This window comes from Gemmobacter aquarius, assembly GCF_003060865.1.
Classification (GTDB): Bacteria; Pseudomonadota; Alphaproteobacteria; order Rhodobacterales; family Rhodobacteraceae; genus Paragemmobacter; species Paragemmobacter aquarius.
In genome coordinates, this window is the sequence record NZ_CP028918.1 from 1,530,520 (window position 1) to 1,547,796 (window position 17,277).

The window sequence follows — 17,277 nt, forward strand, 5'->3', positions numbered from 1 at the left end:
ATAGGATCGCGCCTGTCTAGGCAATCGCGGGGCGCAAAACAAGGTGGGCAGGGCTTGGGTCTTATGGCCACTGGAACGGCTGCTGGCGGCACGGGGGCGGCTTTTCCCGTTTGTCCCGGTCGGCGTCGGCTGCGGCGTGGGCCTTTGGTTCGCCCTGAACTTCGAGCCGGGCATTCCGCTTTACGCGCTCTGTGCCCTTGGCGTTCTTGTCATGGCCGGACTTGCCCGCCTCGATCTGTGGCACGCCCCTGCGATCTTGGTCGCCGCCGTCCTGTGCGGTTTTCTTGCGGCAGGCCTCAGGGTGCATCTGGTTCAGGGGCCGATGCTCGATTTCCGCTACTACGGCCCCGTCACCGGCCGCGTGATCGAGGTGGACCGATCGCAATCGGACGCTTTGCGTATCACGCTTGACCGGGTGCAACTGGACCGTGTCGCCCCCGAACGCACGCCGCACCGTGTGAGGGTGTCGCTGCATGGCGATCAACGCTGGCTGCGGCCTTCGCCCGGACAGACGGTGATCTTGACGGCAATGCTGTCCGCACCGGAAGGACCGGTCGAGCCGAATAGCTTCGATTTCAGGCAGATGGCGTTTTTCGAAGGGCTGGGCGCGGTCGGTTACACCCGGACGCCTGTGCTGTTGTGGCAGGAACCGGAACCGGGCGAGCAATGGATCGGACAACTGCGCGACCGGCTGACAGCGGGGATACAAGCCAGAGTTCCCGGTGATGCAGGGGCCTTTGCGGCAGGTGCCATGACGGGCGACAGGTCGGGTCTGTCGCTCGCTTCGGTGCAGGCCCTGCGCGATTCGAGCCTAGCGCATCTTTTGGCGATCTCGGGGATGAACCTTGCCTTTCTGATCGGCTTCGTCTTTTCCCTTTTGCGATACGGGCTTTCGCTTGTCCCCTTTGTCGCGCTGAGGGTGGATACGCGCAAACTGGCGGCTGTGGCTTCATTGGGCGTGGCGGGCTTTTACCTGATGCTTTCGGGGTCGAATGTCGCCACCGAGCGTGCCTTTGTCATGGTCGTGGTCACGCTTGGCGCGGTGCTTCTCGACCGGCGGGCCCTGACGCTGCGTGCGGTGTCGCTGGCGGGTCTGATCCTGCTTCTTTGGCAACCCGAGGCGCTATTGAGCCCCGGTTTCCAGATGAGCTTTGCCGCGACCGTTGCCCTTATTGCCGGGTTCGAGGCGATCAATGCCCGTCTGCCAGCGGGTCTGTCGAGGATCAAACGCGCCGCGCTGGTTCTGGTCGCCTCGTCGCTGATCGGCGGTCTGGCAACCGCGCCCTATGCCGGCGCGCACTTCAACCGCTTTACCGATTACGGCTTTCTGGCCAACCTTTTGACGGTTCCGGTCATGGGTGCCGTGGTCATGCCGGCGGGGGCCATGGCTGCACTGCTTGCTCCGTTCGGCCTTGCCGACCCCGCACTTTGGGTGATGGGTCGCGGGGCAGAGTGGATTCTTTATGTCGCACATCGCATCGCAAATATTGAAGGCGCGGTGACGGGGATTGCCGCTCCGCCGTGGTTCGTGCTGCCGGTCGTTACGCTTGGTTTGCTTTGGGCCGTCCTGTGGCGCGGATACGGCCGGATTGCCGGAGTAGCGGTTGCCGCCTTGGGGGTGTTTTTCTGGGTCGAAGCCGAACGCCCCGCTCTTCTGGTGGCATCCGATGGCAAACTGATCGGTCTGCTCGGGCCAGAGGGCAGGGCCATTTCGAAGCCCAAGGGCGGCGGTTTCGCTGCGCGGACTTGGCTCGAGAATGACGGTGATCTTGGAGTGCAGGAACAGGCTGCCGGACGATCGGGATTCGTGGATGACGCTTTGGGACAAAGGTTTGAAATCGGCGGCAAGAGCGGCCTGTTTCTTGCGACCAAGGCTGAGGTCGGTGGTTTGGATGTCTGCCGACTGGCCGAGGTCGTCATCACAACAAATGAGGCCCGCGGCACTGGCTGCCTGATCGTGGATAGCGCCCTATTGGCCAAAAGCGGGGCCTTGGCGATCTATGATGATCTTCGCGTCGTTCCAACAAAGTCGGCGCAACGAATCTGGTCGACGCCTCAGTAAGTGCGGATCAACCCGACAAGCCGCCCTTGAACGCGCACGGCATGGTCGGGAAAAAGCCGCGTCTCGTAGGCGGGGTTTGCCGCTTCCAGCGCGATCATCCCGCCCTTGCGACGAAAGCGCTTGAGCGTTGCTTCCTGCTCTTCGACGAGTGCGACTACGATGTCGCCATTGTCCGCGGTCGACTGTTCCCGGATCACGACGATGTCGCCATCGTTGATCCCCGCCTCGATCATCGAGTCACCTTTGACTTCAAGCGCATAATGATGACCACGGCCCGACAGCATCGATCCGGGCACTGCGATGTGGTGCGAGACCTCGGCAATCGCTTCGATCGGAACACCGGCAGCGATCCGGCCCATGACCGGCAGTTCCATCGCATCGACCAAGGCCTGAACCGGCAAGGCCGCCTTTGGTGCATCAACCTTCGAGCCTGCGATGACGCGCGGGGTAAAGCCCGGTTTTTCCATCGCTTCGGGCAGTTTGACGATTTCCAGAGCGCGGGCGCGATGGGCCAGCCTGCGGATAAAGCCACGCTCTTCCAACGCGGTGATCAGGCGGTGGATGCCCGATTTGGATTTCAGGTCCAACGCTTCTTTCATCTCGTCGAACGAGGGCGGGACACCGTCGCGATCCATCCGCGTCTTGATGAAATCGAGCAGTTCAAGCTGTTTGCGCGTCAACATGGGGCCGCCCCTGTTCAGGATGTTTTCGCTATGTTCTGCCAGCGTTCTTGTTTTGTGTCAAGCCGCAAGCGGCCTGTGCCGATCACAGCGGGATAAACGCGACCTCGGAACCTGCCGGAACCGCACCGTCGGATGCGGGCCGGACCAGAAGAGCGTCCGCCTCGGTCAGGATGGTGATAAGGGCCGAGTCCTGTCGTTCGAATGGAGTGATCCGGTCGCCTGCGAGGCGCGCGCGCATGTAATGGGTGCGCGGACCGTTTGCCGGAACGCCAACCGCCAGCACCGCGCGCCGCGTTTCGGGTGGGGTTTGACCAAGGCCGAGCATCGCGCGCAGCATCGGCAAAAGGAAAAGATGGCCGCAGACGATGGACGATACCGGATTGCCGGGCAGGCCCAACATCGGCACACCGCGCAAGCGCCCTGCCATCAGCGGCTTTCCGGGCCGCATGGCGATCTTGTAGAAAGCCCGCTCGAGCCCCATGCTTTCTGCGACGCGGCCGACAAGATCATGGTCGCCGACCGATGCTCCACCGATGGTAACGATGAGGTCGCAAGCTTCGGTCATCGAGAGCACGGTGAAAAGTTCGGCCTCGGTGTCGCGGGCGATCGGCAAAATCCGCGCCTCGCCCCCGGCCGCTTCGACCATGGCGGCAAGGGCAAAGGTGTTCGAGGCGATGATCTGGTCAGGGCGCGGTTCCTCGCCGGGCATCACCAACTCATCTCCGGTGGCGATCAGGGCCACGACGGGGCGGCGGGTGACAGGCACTGCGGCGATGTTCATCGCGGCCAGAAGTGCCAGGTCGTTTGGCCGCAACAGGCGGGGCGACAGGGTGTCACCGGCCCGAAAATCCTGTCCGGCGGGGCGGATGTTGGTGCCGCTGTCGGCATTCGGGTTCACGGTGATGGTCGCGCCCGATCGGGCGACGTCTTCCTGGATGATCACGCGGGTGGCGCCCTGTGGCACGGGTGCGCCGGTGAAGATCCGTACCGTCTGACGCGGCCCGACTGCGCCAGCGAATGCATGGCCCGCTCCGGCCTCGCCGATCACGGTAAAGCGGTCGCCAGCCACCGCATCGCCCTGAACCGCATAGCCATCCATAGCCGAGGCCGCAAAGGGCGGTTGGTCGCGCCGCGCCGTGGCGGCTTGCGGCATCGCCCGACCTGCCGCGTGACGCAGTGACACAACCTCGGGCGGCAAGACCGGAACCAGTGCGAAACAGCGCGAAAGCGCTTCGTCCACGGTGATCATGTCGCCTCGTAACGGCCTGATTTGCCGCCATCTTTCAGCACCAGCCGGATGCCTTCGATCCGCATCGATTTCTCGACAGCTTTGACCATGTCGTAGATCGTCAGGCAGGCGACCGAAACGGCGGTCAAAGCTTCCATCTCGACGCCGGTCTGCCCTCCGGTCTTTACAGTCGCTTCCACCACGATGCCGGGAAGCGATGCGTCAGGCGTCAGGTCCAGCGCAACCTTGGTGATGGGCAGCGGATGGCAGAGCGGGATGAGATCGGCGGTTTTCTTTGCCGCCATGATCCCGGCCAGCCGTGCCACAGCCAGAACGTCACCCTTTTTCGCGCGACCTTCGGTTATCATCGCCAGCGTTTCCGGCGACATCACGACCGATCCCCGCGCCACGGCGACGCGGTCGGTCACCGGCTTGCCCGACACATCGACCATATGCGCGTGACCCTGTTCGTCGAAATGCGTCAGGCTCATATGCCACCTTGGGATTTCAGCGGAGCAGACAGGATCGTGCGGGTTGCCGCTTCGACATCCTTTTGCCGCATCAGGCTTTCCCCGATCAGGAAGCAGCGGGCGCCGTAACGGGCCATATCGGCAAGGTCCGCGGGTGTGTAAAGGCCGCTTTCGGAGACGATCATGCGGTCTTCGGGTACGCGGCGGGCCAAATCGCGGGTCGTCTCGAGCGTCACTTCAAACGTGTGAAGGTTGCGGTTGTTGATGCCGATCAACTCGCTTTTCAGCTTGGCTGCACGGTCGAGTTCGGCGCGGTCGTGCACCTCGATCAGGACATCCATCTTCCACTCCAGCGCCACGGCTTCCAACTCTGCCGCTTGCGCGTCGGAAAGTGAGGCCATGATCAGCAGGATGCAATCGGCGTGCAGGCCCCGCGCCTCGACGATCTGGTAGGGATCGTAGATGAAATCCTTTCGCAGGCAGGGCAGGGCCGTCGCCTCGCTGCACTGGGTCAGGAATTCGTCGGCGCCCTGAAACGAAGGTCCGTCCGTCAGCACGGAAAGACAGGTCGCCCCGCCTGCCTCGTAGGCGCGGGCGATGGCTGGCGGGTCGAAATCGGGCCGGATCAGGCCTTTGGAGGGCGAGGCTTTCTTGACCTCGGCGATCAGCCCGTAGCCGGTGGTGCTGGCCTCGTGCAGGGCGCGCGCGAACCCGCGGGGCGCAGGAGCGGCGTTCGCGGCTTCCTCGAGGTCCTGCACCGAGCGTTGCGCCTTGCGGGTCGCGACTTCTTCCAGCTTGTAGGATTTGATGCGGTCCAGAATCGTGGGCATTGGTGTCTATCCGGCCATTCGGCGTTATGTGAGGGTTCAGGCCGTTTGCGTGATACGCGCAAGGGCCGCGACTTTGGCCTGGGCCGCCTTGGAGTCGATGGCATGACGGGCGAGTTCAACGCCTTCGGTCAGCGATTTGGTCTTTTCTGCCACGACCAGCGCCGCCGCGGCGTTCAGCAGCACGGCGTCGCGGTAGGCCCCGGTTGCACCGTCAAGCAGGGCGCGGAAGGCCACGGCGTTTTCGGCTGGCGTGCCGCCGAGGATGGATTCGAACGGGTGATAGGGAAGGCCAGCATCTTCGGGGCCGATCTCGAATTCCTTGATGAATCCTCCCTCGACCGCGCAGACCTTGGTGCGGGCGGCGATGGAGATTTCGTCGGTGCCATCCCCGCCATGCACCAGCCAAGCCTTTTCCGAGCCGAGTTTCAGCAGCGTTTCGGCCATGGGCCGGATCAACCGGTCTGAAAACGTGCCGGTCAGTTGCCGTGTCGCCCCTGCGGGGTTGGTCAGCGGGCCAAGGATGTTGAAGATGGTGCGCGTGCCAAGTTCGGCGCGAACGGGGCCGACATGGCGCATGGCGGGATGGTGCATCGGCGCCATCATGAAGCCGATCCCGACTTCGGCCAGACAACGCTCGACCAGTTCGGGGCCGATCATCACGTTCAGCCCCATTTCCGTCAGCGCATCGGCCGAGCCGGATTTGGACGACAGGTTGCGGTTGCCGTGCTTGGCCACGGCCACACCGCAGGCCGCCACGACAAAGGCGGTTGCTGTCGAGATGTTCAGCGTACCCTTGCCGTCGCCTCCGGTGCCGACGATGTCCATCGCCCCGGCAGGGGCTGTAACCTTGTGGCATTTGGACCGCATGACGCTGGCGGCGGCGGTGTATTCGTCGACCGTCTCGCCCCGCGTTCGCAAGGCCATGAGGAACCCGCCCATCTGCGCGGGCGTGCCCTCGCCGTTAAACAAGGCTTCAAAGGCGCGCTCGGCCTCGGCACGGGTCAGCGGGCGTTCGGCGGCAAGGCCAATCAGCGGGCGCAGCACATCGCTCATGCGGGCACCCCTTGAAGTGCGCCTGCCTCGGTCAGGAAGTTCCGCAGCAATTGATGCCCGTGTTCCGAAGCGATGCTTTCCGGATGAAACTGCACCCCTTCGATCAGCGCGGTCTTGTGGCGCAGGCCCATGATCGTGCCATCGTCAAGCCATGCCGTCACTTCGAGGCAATCGGGCAGGGTGGCGCGGTCCACGATCAGCGAATGGTAGCGCGTGGCCTGAAACGGCGAGGGCAGGTCGCGGAACACGCCTTTGCCTGTGTGGTGCATGGTGCCCATCTTGCCATGCACGATTTCATGGCAGCGCACGACATCTCCGCCAAAAGCCTGCCCGATGGTCTGATGCCCGAGGCAAACGCCCAGAAGGGGGATTCGCGCTTCGTATGCAGCGAGTGTCAGAGGCAGGCAAATCCCGGCCTGCGCAGGGTCGCATGGGCCTGGCGATAGCACGATTGCCTGCGGTTTCATTGCCATGAGCGCCTGCACGTCTAGCGCATCGTTGCGCTTTACGACGATATCGGCCCCCAACTCGCCCAGATAATGCACGAGATTGTAGGTGAAACTGTCGTAGTTATCGATCAGGAGCAGCATCTTGCGGGCCTTGCCGGATTGGGGGTGAAGCCTGGAACGGGTCGGGCTATACATGGGCAGAGCTAAGGCGGGGCGTCAAGGTGACGAAGCCGCCCAAGACGGCGAATAGGGCTGGCAAGACGGGGGAACGGCGTGATCCGTGGGTTTGGGACAGGGTTGGTCTGGGGTGGCATTGTCGCGGGCGCAGGCCTTGCGGTGATATCGCAGGTGGCGCCTTTGCCTCGTCCGGTAGAGCCGGAGGTCGCGGCCACTTCCGCACCGCAAGTGCAGGATGCACCGGTGATCGTCGGCGAACCGCCTGCGGTGGCGATTGCCGAAGATCCGGGTGGCCTGCCCGATGCCGTGAATGACGCCCTGCCCGATGCCCTGCCGGAAACTGCGATTCAATCGCCGGACGCGGAGCCTGCACCGGCGGGCGATAGTGTCGCCGAACCGCCCCTGGTGGCGCAGGATGTTGCCCCTGACCGTGTGGCGACGCCTGACGTGTCCTTGACTGCCCCCGAGGCGCCCGTGCCACAGACCGGCGATCTGCCGAGTATCCTTCCTTTGCCGTCGGTTCCGCCTTTGTCGGGTGACAGCGCGCCCGAAACGGTCGAACCGCCGCCCGTCATCGCCGATGCGCCGTCTGAACCTTTGCTCGAAAAAGCGCCGGAACTGCCAGAGCCGCCTGCCGCAACCGGCGGGGCCGCGATCATTGCGCTCGACCCGGTGCCGACATTGCCAGAAGCGCCAAGTTTGATCGTACCCGACAGCCGACCGTTGACCGAGCGTCAGCAACCCCCGACCGCAGATGCGCTTCCCCGCATCGGTGATGGGACCGAGGAGGTTGTGGCACTGCCCGCTGCGACCACTCCGCTTGATCTCTTCTCGCGTCCTTTCGACAATGCGGATGGAAAGCCCCTGTTTGCGCTGGTTCTGATCGATGACGGTGCGCCGGACCTCGACCGCGAGACGCTTGCAGCGCTGCCATTCCCGGTTACCTTTGTCGTCGATCCGCTTTTGCCGGATGTCGCAGCGATTGCCGCAGTCTACCGGAACGCGGGGCAAGAGGTGATGATCCAGACGACCGGTGTGCCCAAGGGGGCAAAGCCGGCGGATATCGAGCAGAGCTATCAGGCGATGGACATCGCGGTGCCCGAGGCGGTTGCCGTTCTGGGCGCTGCGGGACTGGAAGAAGACAACCGCGCTTTGGCGGCTGCGGTGGCGCCGATTCTCGTGGCACAGGGCAGGGGTATCCTGACGATGGAACGCGGTTTGAACGCCGTCGATCAGGCCGCGCGCCGCGAGGGTGTACCACAAGCGACCGCCTTCAGGATGCTTGACGCTGCGGGTGAATCGGTGCCCGTGATCCGCCGTTATCTGGACCGTGCGGCCTTCCGTGCGGCGCAGGAAGGGTCGGTCGTGGTGCTGGGCAGCACGCGCCCCGATACGATTGCCGCGATTCTGCAGTGGAACGTCGAAGGGCGCGCCGCTTCCGTTGCGCTGGCCCCGATCAGCGCGGTGCTGCGTAAGGAAAACTGAGCGTTGCCGGTTGTCGGTGCCTTAGCCGTTCGAGCGTCGGGCGAACATGCCTGCGTCTTCCGCCGCGCGGCGCAGGGCGCGGGATTTGTTGACGGTTTCCTGATATTCGGCCTCGGGGTCGCTGTCATAGACAACGCCGCCGCCCGCCTGAATATAAAGCGTCTCGTCCTTGAGCACGGCCGTTCGCAACGCGATGCAGAAATCCATTTCCCCATTCGCTGCGAAATAGCCCAAGCCCCCGCCATAGATGCCGCGCTTTTCGGGTTCCAGCTCGTCGATGATCTCCATCGCGCGCACCTTTGGCGCACCCGAAACCGTGCCGGCAGGCAGGCCCGCCAACAGTGCCGATAGCGCATCTTCGCCGTCAGCGATTTCGCCCACGACGTTCGACACGATATGCATCACATGGCTGTAGCGTTCGATGATGAACTGTTCGGTCGGACGCACGGTGCCGAGTTTTGCGACCCGTCCCACATCGTTGCGCCCCAGATCGAGCAGCATCAGATGCTCGGCCAGTTCCTTCTGGTCGGCCAGAAGATCAAGCTCTAGCGCCTTGTCCTCTTCCGCCGTTGCGCCGCGTTTGCGGGTTCCGGCAATGGGGCGCACCGTCACCTCGCCGTCGCGCAGACGGACAAGGATTTCGGGGCTGGCGCCGATGACCTGAAAGCCGCCGAAGTTGAAGAAGAACATGAAGGGCGAAGGGTTGGTGCGACGAAGCGAGCGGTACAGTGCAAAGGGCGGCAGCTCGAATCGCTGCGCCCAACGCTGGCTGGGAACGACCTGAAAGATGTCGCCCGCGCGGATATAATCCTTGGCCTTTTCGACGGCGGCCTTGTAGCCGTCATGCGTGAAATTCGACTGCGCTTCGCCCACGGGCCGTGCCTCGCCCAGATCACGCTGTGCCGGTGGTGCGCGGTCAAGGTCGCGCAGCGCGTCCATCACACGCTCGGCGGCTTGGGCATAGGCTGCGCGGGCGGTCAGGCCCGATGCGGTCCAGGCGGGGGCGACGAGCGTGACCTCTCCCTTGACGCCGTCAAGCACGGCCACGACCGAGGGGCGCATCAGCACCGCATCGGGAAGGCCCAGCGGATCGGGGTTCACGTCGGGCAGGTTCTCGACCAGCCGGATCATGTCGTAGCCGAGATAGCCGAACAGGCCCGCCGCGATGGGCGGCAGGCCATCGGGCAGGTCGATCCGGCTTTCCGCAATCAGCGCCCGCAGCGTATCGAGCGGCGCGCCATCGAGCGAGACAAAGGCCGCCGGATCGAAGCGGGCTTCGCGGTTTATGCGGCTTTGGGTGCCATGGCATTGCCAGATCAGATCGGGCTTCATGCCCACGACCGAATAACGTCCCCGAACCTCGCCGCCTGTCACGCTTTCCAGCATGAACGTGTCGGTCCGGGCTTCGGCCAGTTTCAGCATCAAGGACACCGGCGTGTCGAGATCGGCCGCGAGGCGTGCATGGACGACCTGATTGTGGCCGGCGTTCCAGCCGCGTTCGAACGCGTCAAAACCTGGGCTGAGTTTCATTTCGGGCCTTACTGCATCTGGGCGTTGATCGCATTGATCGCGGTCTGGTCGAGTTCGATCCCCGCTTCGAGCCCGAGAGCATCCGAGAATAGGGTGAATGCGTCCTCGGCGATGTCGCGGCGTGCGCGGATGGCGATGCTGTCATGCAGCGCGGCCGCATCCTCGCCCGTGGTGGTGGCGGGCGTTACCTCGTCAAGGCGTACGAGGCCGACGAATCCGTCAAGCGCCAGCACCTGCATGTCGCCCGATTTCATGCCGAACGCCGCTTTCAGAACGTCGGGCGGCAAACCTTCAAGCGTGCCGTCGCGCGTCATGTTGCGGCTGGCCGACACGATGCCGAAGCTGCCGAGCGATGCGCCGCCTTGGACCGCGGTCCTGATCTCGGCCGCACGGGCCGCAAGTGCCTTGGCCAGCGCGTCCTTTTTCCACGCCTCTGTCACCTGCGCTTTCGCATCGGCAAAGGGAATGGGGGTTGGCGGCACGGTTTCATCGAGCCGCAAGGCGACAATGGTACCATCGTCCAACTCGACCGCTTCGGGGAAATCACCCTCTTGCAGGGCATCGGCTGCGGTGCGGAAGCCTTGGAAAGCGGTGATGCCTTCGGAGGGGGTTTCGGCCGAATAATCGAGTGTCGCAAGCTCCATTCCCGCTTCCTTGGCGGCGTCTTCCAGATCTGCGCCAGAGGCGAGGATGTCGTTGATCTGCTCGAACTCGTCCGAGACGGCGGTACGGGCGGCGACGAGTTGCAATTCCGCCTTGAGGTCGTCCTTGGCCTGATCGAAGGTGGTTTCCTGCGCTGCCATGACCGCGTTCATACGAAACAGGGCGGGGCCGAAATCGGTGGCGACGGGGCCTGCAACGCCCGGTTCGGTCAGCGCGAAGACAGCATCGGCGGCGGCCCCGAGATCGTCGCGGCTGACATCGCCAAGGTCGATGTCGGTCAGGGCGAGTTTGCGTTCCCCGACCAGTTGTTCAAATGTCGCCTCTCCTGCATCAAGACGGGCCTTGGCGGCTTTCGCCTCATCCTCGGTCGGGTAAACGAGGCGTTCGACCAGACGGCGTTCTGGCACCATGAATTCCGCGATCCGGGCGTCATAAGCCGCTTTAACCGCGGCGTCGTCGACTGGCATCGTGGGGGCCAACGTTTCGGGGTGAAGGGCTGCATAGGTGATGCGCTTGGCTTCGGGCCTGGTGAAGGTTGCGATCTGCGCGTCATAGACGGCCTGAAGCTCTGCATCGGTGGGGGCTGCAAGCGGTGCGGCAAGATCGGCCTCGGACAGGGGCAGAACCGAAAAGGAGCGCGTCTCGCCCTGCCACGCGGCGAGGGTGTCGGTGTAGGCGGCAGGTGCGGTGAAACCGCCCACTATGGCGCCTTGCAAGACGGAACGGGCGATGTCGGCGCGCATGCCTTCTTCGAACTTGGCTTCGGTCAGGTTGTTGCGTTCCAGCGCGAAGCGGTAGGTTTCGCGGTCGAAGGCGCCCGATGTGCCCTTGAAGGCGTCCATCTTCTGGATTTCGGCGGCAAGGGTGGCGTCGCCGGCCGAGATGCCGATCCGGGCGGTTTCGTTGTCGAGTGCGGCCTTTGAAACAAGGCCGCGCAGCACCTGCTGGTCGAGTCCGAAGGCGCGGGCCTGTTCCAGCGTCAATCGCATGCCGAATTGCTGCGACATCTGGTCGACCTGCTGGCGCAGCGCGCGGGAGTATTCGTTCACGTCGATCTCGCGGTCGCCGACGCGGCCGATGCTGGTGATGCCGCCGCCGAAGTTGGTGACGCCGAACCCGCCGAGGCCAAGCATGATCAGGACCAGAAGGCCCCATACCAGCGTCGAGCCGGTCTTGCGCTTCTTGGGGGTATCGGTGCTGTCTTGCTTTGCCATCGTCACGCCTTTTGACCGCGCTGAACTGTTGTGGTCGCCTGTCTATGCGGTCAGGGCGCAGGGGGCAAGCGGGCTAGAGCCGGACCGAGGCGAGGCGGCGGAACATCTCGGCTATTCCGGCGCCGTCGACGTTGGCGAAGGCGATACGCAACTGGCGCTTGCCGTCGGGGTTACCGTGCGGTTGGAACATGGTGCCGGGCAGCATGAGGAGCGAGGCATCATGCACCAGACGCTTGGCCAAGGCGTCGGAATCCATCGGGTAGGGGTGTTCGACATAGGCGAAATAAGCGCCACATCCCAATAGCTTCCAGTCCGGCAGGGCGGCGAAACCGCCGACCATCGCGGTGCGACGGTTCAAGATTTCGACCCGCTCACCAGCGACCCATTTGCCAAGGTTCTGCATGCCCCAGAGCGCGCCGATCTGGCCGAGCTGGCTGGGGCAGATGGCGACGCAGTCGAGGAATTTCTCGACCTCGGCCAGACGGGCCGGGCTGGCCACAACTGCGCCGACGCGGTGGCCTGTCAGCCTGTAAGCCTTTGAAAACGAATAGAGCTGGATCAGCGTGTCGTCCCAGTCTGGGTCGGCAAAAAGGTCATGCGGGCGACCTGTGCGGCTGTCGAAATCGCGGTAGGTTTCATCCACGATCAGCGCGATGCCCTTGGCGCGGCAGAGGTCGCGGAAGGCGGCAAGGGTTTCGGCGGGGTATTCGGAACCGCCCGGATTGTTGGGGCTGACCAGCACGATCGCGCGGGTTTTGGGCGTGATCAGGCGGGCTGCGGCATCGGCTTCGGGGATCAGGCCTACGCCTGCCGGCAGCGGCACGGCGGTGACGCCTGCCATGTCGAGCCACATTTTATGATTGAAATACCAAGGGGTTGGAAGGATTACTTCATCCCCGTTTCCCGCCAGCGTGGCGGTGATTGCGGTGAATGCCTGATTGCAACCTTGGGTGATTGCGACCTGATCTTCGCGCACTGTGCCCCCGTAGGAGTCGGTCCATTGCGCGGCGATTTCGGCGCGGAGTTCGGGCAGCCCCAGGACGGGGCCGTAGAGGTGCGCCGCATCATTCGTCAGCGCCGCTTCGGCCAGCGCCTGCCGCAGGCCGAGCGGCGGGGGGTCGACCGGAGCGGCCTGGCTTACGTTGATCAGCGGGCGGTCAGCGGGGAAAACCGCGCCCTGCAACCAGCGCCGCGCCTCCATCACCGGGGGCGGATCGGTGGCGGCCATGGCGGGGTTCAAGAGCAGGGTCATCGGGGTCTCCGTCGGCAATTCATTGTGAATAGAGCGGTTGGCGATACCGAGCGCAAGGGGAAGCAACGGGGATGCACAAGCGATGCAGACGCGAAGTGCAAAAGCGTTAAGATGCGTTCATCTATTGCCCGTTTCGCCCGTGCCGGTAGGTCACTCGGCGAAACGGCGAGGCCGATGCAGAACGCGTGCACAGGCGATGCACGCATCTGGCACGCGGGATTTATGCCTTGTTCACGCTTTGCCGGGCGACAGCCGCGTCAATCGGTGCCGCGGAAGGGCTGGACGTATTGCAGTGCCATGTCCCACGGAAAGAAGATCCAGGTGTCCTGGCTGACCTCGGTCACGTAGGTGTCGACCTGCGGCTTGCCGTGGGGTTTGGCGTAGACGGTGGCGAACTGCGCCTTGGGGTAGAGGCGGCGGACGAGTTCGAGGGTTTTGCCGGAATCGACCAGATCGTCGACGATCAGGATGCCGGTGCCATCGCCCATCAGGTCTTCCTGCGGGGATTTGGTCACGCGGGATTCGGTCTGGGTCTGGTGGTTGTAGGATTTGACGCTGATCGTATCGACCACGCGGATGTCGAGTTCGCGGCTGACGATCATGGCGGGGACCAGACCGCCGCGCGTGATGCCGACGACGGCCTTCCACGCGCCGTTCTCGCCGGGGCCTTTGCCGTCGAGGCGCCATGCCAGCGCACGGGCGTCGCGGTGGAGTTGATCCCAGCTGACGTGGAAGCCTTTTTCGTGCGGAAGGCGGTCATTCATGGTGGCGGTCCCCTGTGGCCGATGGAGAAGCGGGGGCCAGCCCCCGCACCCCCGGGATATTTATGGACAGAAAATGCGGGTCATGTCAGCGCGATCTTGATGCCGAGCAGGGCGAGAAGCCCGCCGAAGCTGCGGTCGATCACGGTCTTGAGGCTGATGTAGCGGGCGCGGGTGCGGTCGAGCGAGAAGACGCGGGCGACGAGAGTGTTCCAGATGGTTTCCGACAGGAAGATGATGGCCAGCAGAACGCCGAGCACCCAGTAGGGCGTGCCTGCCTGAAGCGTGCCGAGGAAGATCGACGAGAACATCACCGCGGCCTTGGGATTGGACAGGTTGGTCCAGAGGCCGAGGCGGAAGGCGGCGAAGGGCGTTCGGGGCAGCGGCCGCGTGTCGGCGGTCTGGAACGGGGTTTTCGCGTCGCGCCAGAGGTGGAAGGCCATCCAGAGCAGATAGGCCGCGCCGCAGAGTTTGAGCGCCCAGAGGAGCGAGGGCGCGGCCTGGAACACAAGTGTCAGGCCGAAGACGGCGGCGAGCGCCCATGTGACAGCACCCGCGCCGATGCCCATGGCCAGCATGAAGCCTGTGCGGAAACCTTCGGTCAGGCCGGTGCGCGCCGACATCAGCACGGCGGGGCCGGGGCTGACGGCGGCAAAGACCACGAGGCCTGCAAAGGCGGCAAAGGCGGCGGGGGTCATGGTGGTTATTCTTTGCCGTTACGACCCGTGACCGCGTCGATGTCGGGGGCGTCGACGGCCTTCATGCCGACGACGTGGTAGCCTGCGTCGACATGCAGGTTTTCCCCCGTGGTGCCCGAGCCGAGATCGGAGAGCAGGTAAAGCGCGGCTTTGCCGACCTCTTCTTGCGTGACGTTGCGGCGCAGCGGCGAGTTCAGCTCGTTCCACTTCATGATGTAGCGGAAATCGCCGATGCCCGAGGCGGCCAGCGTTTTGATCGGGCCTGCCGAGATGGCGTTGACGCGGATGCCGTCCTTGCCGAGGTCTTCGGCGATGTATTTGACCGAGGCTTCGAGTGCTGCCTTGGCCAGACCCATCACGTTGTAATGCGGCATGACCTTTTCGGCGCCGTAATAGGTGAGGGTCAGGAGCGAGCCGCCTGCAGGCATCATGGCGGCGGCGCGTTTGCAGATGGCGGTGAAGGAATAGACCGAGATGTCCATCGTCATCAGGAAGTTGTCGCGGCCCGTGTCGACGTAGCGGCCGCGCAATTCGTTCTTGTCGGAAAAGCCGATGGCATGGACCACGAAGTCGAGCGTGCCCCAGTGTTCCTGCAAGCCGGCAAACAGCGCGTCCATCGAGGCTTCGTTGGCCACGTCGCATTCGAACAGAAGCGGCGTGCCGATCGAGGCCGCCAGCGGTTCGACGCGCTTTTTCAGCGCCTCACCCTGATAGGAGAAGGCCATTTCGGCGCCGTGGTCGGCCAGCGCCTTGGCGATGCCCCAGGCGATGGATTTGTCATTGGCAAGGCCCATGATGAGCCCGCGTTTTCCTGCCATAAGTCCGGTTGACATTGCCTGTCCCTCGCCCACCCTTGTTCGTTGCTGCCGAGGTGTAGGCGATCCCTTCGTTTGCATCAAGGCGGGGCAGGCAGGAAACTGGCGGGCGGCAGGGACGCCCGGAAGGAAGTGACATGGACAGGACTGGTATCTTCGAAGGGAGCGACCCCTTTGCCATCGCGCGGCGCTGGATGGCGCAAGCCGAACCTTTGGAGCCGAACGATCCGAATGCGATCGCACTTTCGACGGTCGATCAATTCGGGATGCCGAATGCGCGGATGGTGCTGCTGAAAGATATAGAGGCCGATGCCTTTGTGTTTTATACCAATTACAACAGCCAGAAGGCGCAAGAGATTAACGCAGCGGGCAAGGCGGCCTTTGTGCTGCACTGGAAATCGCTGCGCCGCCAAATCCGGGTGCGCGGCCTGACCGAACGCGAGGAGGGGCGGCAGGCGGACGAATACTACGCCAGCCGCAGCCTGAAGAGCCGTCTGGGCGCCTGGGCGTCCCAGCAATCGCAGCCATTGGCCTCGCGGGCGGCCCTGATGGCGGAAGTTGCAAAAATTACCGCAACCAAGGGAACCAATCCGGCGCGACCTGCGTTCTGGGGCGGGATACGTATCCGGCCGGTTGAAATCGAGTTCTGGGCCGACGGGGCGTTCCGGTTGCATGACCGCTTCAAGTGGACCCGAAACAGTGTCGATGACGATTGGACAATTCAAAGGCTCAACCCCTGATGGAGCGCATTTTGCGCCCCTTTGGGTAACAAGCATTAACGAATTGGCCTTGATATTGCGGCGCAATTCACTGCATGGTTCTTGGCGATGGGGCTAACTCTGGGGAAACGGCTCTCGATATGACAGAAGAAGAAAAGACCATGCATATCGTGCATGGTCGGGTAAAATGGTTTGATCCTGGAAAAGGTTTCGGGTTCATTGTAGCAGACGAGGGTGGCGCGGATATTCTGCTTCACGCCAACGTGCTTCGTAACTACGGACAGAATTCGGTTGCCGACGGTGCTGGTATTTCGGTGAATGTGCAGATGACGCAACGTGGCGTTCAGGCGGTGGAAGTGCTTTCGATCGAGCCTCCGCAAGGGGTCGCGTTTCCGCTCGGGGATGAGGCCGCACCTGCGTCGCTGGAAGAAATCGCCTCTTTGCCGATGGAGCCTGCCCGGGTGAAGTGGTTCGACAAGGCCAAGGGGTTCGGCTTTGCCAATGTCTTCGGCCGACCGGAAGACGTTTTCATCCATATCGAAGTATTGCGGATTTCCGGCTTCGCCGATCTGCAGGCGGGCGAGGCGATCTGCCTTCGCATCGTCGAGGGCAAGCGCGGACGCATGGCTATGCAGGTGTTGTCATGGGAAGCCGCTACCCGAAACGGGGGCTGATAGCCGGCGCGGTTCTGGCCCTGTACGGGGGGGGCGCTGCGGCGTCCGGCCTTTGTTCGCCCGATCATGTCGATGTGCGCGGATCGGGCGGGGTTGCCCGGTTCAGCGTCGAGGTTGCAGACAGCGGCGCAGAGCGGGCGCAGGGGCTGATGTTTCGCAAAGAGATGGCCTCTATGGCGGGGATGCTGTTTGTCTATGACAGTCCCGGTCCGGTTGCCTTCTGGATGAAGAACACGTTGATCCCGCTGGATATGGTGTTTGCCGATTCCTCGGGGACGGTGACGCGCATCCATGAAAACGCAAAGCCCGGCAATCTGGTGCCGATTGACGGCGGCAAGGATGTGCAATTCGTGCTCGAAGTCAACGCAGGCATGACGCGCAAGCTGGGACTGACCGAAGGGGCGGTGCTGCGGCATACCGCGATCGGGCAGGGATCGGCGGCATGGCCGTGCAAGTGATCTTGCGCGCGTCGATTTGGGTTGAAGTGCCGCGCCTGCCGGATTATGTCGGGCAA

The 17,277-nt window shown here is 63.6% G+C and carries 17 protein-coding genes; 5 read left to right on the forward strand and 12 right to left on the reverse strand.

The features are described from left to right. Window positions 1–136: 136 nt before the first annotated feature. Window positions 137–2,062 carry a ComEC/Rec2 family competence protein gene (locus HYN69_RS07325; protein ID WP_230426521.1) on the forward strand — a complete coding sequence of 642 codons (1,926 nt, stop codon included), beginning with the start codon at window positions 137–139 and terminating at the stop codon, window positions 2,060–2,062. Here HYN69_RS07325 and lexA read toward each other — a convergent pair. The 6 genes from lexA to HYN69_RS07355 all read right to left on the reverse strand — a co-directional run bounded on the left by lexA (window position 2,056) and on the right by HYN69_RS07355 (window position 6,916). Then, on the reverse strand, window positions 2,056–2,745 hold the full coding sequence (gene lexA / locus HYN69_RS07330; RefSeq protein WP_108435170.1) for a transcriptional repressor LexA: 690 nt from the start codon (window positions 2,743–2,745) through the stop codon (window positions 2,056–2,058). The two genes, HYN69_RS07325 and lexA, sit on opposite strands and share 7 nt — an antisense overlap. A gap of 82 nt (window positions 2,746–2,827) precedes the next feature. Then, the gene (locus HYN69_RS07335; protein WP_108435171.1) at window positions 2,828–3,994 is read right to left on the reverse strand and encodes a molybdopterin molybdotransferase MoeA; all 1,167 of its coding nucleotides are present in this window, start codon (window positions 3,992–3,994) and stop codon (window positions 2,828–2,830) included. Then, a complete protein-coding gene (gene moaC, locus HYN69_RS07340) occupies window positions 3,991–4,464 on the reverse strand; it encodes a cyclic pyranopterin monophosphate synthase MoaC (RefSeq protein WP_108435172.1) in 474 nt (157 codons plus the stop codon). Before moaC ends, HYN69_RS07335 begins: the two co-directional genes overlap by 4 nt. Beyond that, window positions 4,461–5,273 carry an indole-3-glycerol phosphate synthase TrpC gene (trpC, locus tag HYN69_RS07345; RefSeq protein ID WP_108435173.1) on the reverse strand — a complete coding sequence of 271 codons (813 nt, stop codon included), beginning with the start codon at window positions 5,271–5,273 and terminating at the stop codon, window positions 4,461–4,463. Before trpC ends, moaC begins: the two co-directional genes overlap by 4 nt. 36 nt (window positions 5,274–5,309) lie before the next feature. Next, window positions 5,310–6,326, reverse strand: coding sequence for an anthranilate phosphoribosyltransferase (gene trpD / locus HYN69_RS07350; RefSeq protein WP_108435174.1), 1,017 nt, complete (start codon window positions 6,324–6,326; stop codon window positions 5,310–5,312). Next, window positions 6,323–6,916, reverse strand: coding sequence for an anthranilate synthase component II (locus HYN69_RS07355; protein WP_108435175.1), 594 nt, complete (start codon window positions 6,914–6,916; stop codon window positions 6,323–6,325). The genes trpD and HYN69_RS07355 overlap by 4 nt, the downstream gene beginning before the upstream one ends. A gap of 132 nt (window positions 6,917–7,048) precedes the next feature. Between HYN69_RS07355 and HYN69_RS07360 the strand changes: the two genes are divergently transcribed. Then, window positions 7,049–8,437 (forward strand): divergent polysaccharide deacetylase family protein, encoded by a 1,389-nt coding sequence (locus HYN69_RS07360; protein WP_159082396.1) that lies wholly within the window; start codon window positions 7,049–7,051, stop codon window positions 8,435–8,437. Between the two features lie 21 nt (window positions 8,438–8,458). Here HYN69_RS07360 and trpE read toward each other — a convergent pair whose 3' ends face one another. The 6 genes from trpE to fabI form a co-directional block, all read right to left on the reverse strand. Next, window positions 8,459–9,967, reverse strand: coding sequence for an anthranilate synthase component I (gene trpE / locus HYN69_RS07365; RefSeq protein ID WP_108435177.1), 1,509 nt, complete (start codon window positions 9,965–9,967; stop codon window positions 8,459–8,461). A gap of 8 nt (window positions 9,968–9,975) precedes the next feature. Then, window positions 9,976–11,844, reverse strand: a complete 1,869-nt coding sequence (locus tag HYN69_RS07370; RefSeq protein ID WP_108435178.1) for a peptidylprolyl isomerase — start codon at window positions 11,842–11,844, stop codon at window positions 9,976–9,978. A gap of 73 nt (window positions 11,845–11,917) precedes the next feature. Continuing rightward, complete coding sequence (locus HYN69_RS07375) at window positions 11,918–13,096, reverse strand: aminotransferase (protein WP_108435179.1); 1,179 nt, start codon at window positions 13,094–13,096, stop codon at window positions 11,918–11,920. A 257-nt stretch (window positions 13,097–13,353) separates the two neighbouring features. Next, window positions 13,354–13,860 (reverse strand): xanthine phosphoribosyltransferase, encoded by a 507-nt coding sequence (gene gpt, locus HYN69_RS07380; protein ID WP_108435180.1) that lies wholly within the window; start codon window positions 13,858–13,860, stop codon window positions 13,354–13,356. An 80-nt stretch (window positions 13,861–13,940) separates the two neighbouring features. Further along, window positions 13,941–14,555, reverse strand: a complete 615-nt coding sequence (locus HYN69_RS07385) for a LysE family translocator (RefSeq protein ID WP_108435181.1) — start codon at window positions 14,553–14,555, stop codon at window positions 13,941–13,943. A gap of 5 nt (window positions 14,556–14,560) precedes the next feature. Next, the gene (gene fabI, locus HYN69_RS07390; RefSeq protein WP_108435182.1) at window positions 14,561–15,388 is read right to left on the reverse strand and encodes an enoyl-ACP reductase FabI; all 828 of its coding nucleotides are present in this window, start codon (window positions 15,386–15,388) and stop codon (window positions 14,561–14,563) included. Between the two features lie 119 nt (window positions 15,389–15,507). Here fabI and pdxH point away from each other — a divergent pair, with 119 nt between their 5' ends. The 3 genes from pdxH (at window position 15,508) to HYN69_RS07405 (ending at window position 17,221) form a co-directional block, all read left to right on the forward strand. Continuing rightward, entirely contained in the window at window positions 15,508–16,110 is a 603-nt protein-coding gene (gene pdxH / locus HYN69_RS07395; RefSeq protein ID WP_108435183.1) for a pyridoxamine 5'-phosphate oxidase, read from the forward strand. Between the two features lie 119 nt (window positions 16,111–16,229). Further along, complete coding sequence (locus HYN69_RS07400; RefSeq protein ID WP_108435184.1) at window positions 16,230–16,763, forward strand: cold-shock protein; 534 nt, start codon at window positions 16,230–16,232, stop codon at window positions 16,761–16,763. Further along, the gene (locus HYN69_RS07405; protein WP_108435185.1) at window positions 16,733–17,221 is read left to right on the forward strand and encodes a DUF192 domain-containing protein; all 489 of its coding nucleotides are present in this window, start codon (window positions 16,733–16,735) and stop codon (window positions 17,219–17,221) included. Before HYN69_RS07400 ends, HYN69_RS07405 begins: the two co-directional genes overlap by 31 nt. Window positions 17,222–17,277 lie beyond the last annotated feature (56 nt).

Bases quoted from the DNA above. Each gene is read 5' to 3' on its own strand.
- lexA (WP_108435170.1), bottom strand. From the start codon at position 2,745: ATGTTGACGCGCAAACAGCTTGAACTGCTCGATTTCATCAAGACGCGG.
- HYN69_RS07335 (WP_108435171.1), bottom strand. From the start codon at position 3,994: ATGATCACCGTGGACGAAGCGCTTTCGCGCTGTTTCGCACTGGTTCCG.
- moaC (WP_108435172.1), bottom strand. From the start codon at position 4,464: ATGAGCCTGACGCATTTCGACGAACAGGGTCACGCGCATATGGTCGAT.
- trpC (WP_108435173.1), bottom strand. From the start codon at position 5,273: ATGCCCACGATTCTGGACCGCATCAAATCCTACAAGCTGGAAGAAGTC.
- trpD (WP_108435174.1), bottom strand. From the start codon at position 6,326: ATGAGCGATGTGCTGCGCCCGCTGATTGGCCTTGCCGCCGAACGCCCG.
- HYN69_RS07355 (WP_108435175.1), bottom strand. From the start codon at position 6,916: ATGCTGCTCCTGATCGATAACTACGACAGTTTCACCTACAATCTCGTG.
- trpE (WP_108435177.1), bottom strand. From the start codon at position 9,967: ATGAAACTCAGCCCAGGTTTTGACGCGTTCGAACGCGGCTGGAACGCC.
- HYN69_RS07370 (WP_108435178.1), bottom strand. From the start codon at position 11,844: ATGGCAAAGCAAGACAGCACCGATACCCCCAAGAAGCGCAAGACCGGC.
- HYN69_RS07375 (WP_108435179.1), bottom strand. From the start codon at position 13,096: ATGACCCTGCTCTTGAACCCCGCCATGGCCGCCACCGATCCGCCCCCG.
- gpt (WP_108435180.1), bottom strand. From the start codon at position 13,860: ATGAATGACCGCCTTCCGCACGAAAAAGGCTTCCACGTCAGCTGGGAT.
- HYN69_RS07385 (WP_108435181.1), bottom strand. From the start codon at position 14,555: ATGACCCCCGCCGCCTTTGCCGCCTTTGCAGGCCTCGTGGTCTTTGCC.
- fabI (WP_108435182.1), bottom strand. From the start codon at position 15,388: ATGTCAACCGGACTTATGGCAGGAAAACGCGGGCTCATCATGGGCCTT.
- pdxH (WP_108435183.1), top strand. From the start codon at position 15,508: ATGGACAGGACTGGTATCTTCGAAGGGAGCGACCCCTTTGCCATCGCG.
- HYN69_RS07400 (WP_108435184.1), top strand. From the start codon at position 16,230: ATGACAGAAGAAGAAAAGACCATGCATATCGTGCATGGTCGGGTAAAA.
- HYN69_RS07405 (WP_108435185.1), top strand. From the start codon at position 16,733: ATGGGAAGCCGCTACCCGAAACGGGGGCTGATAGCCGGCGCGGTTCTG.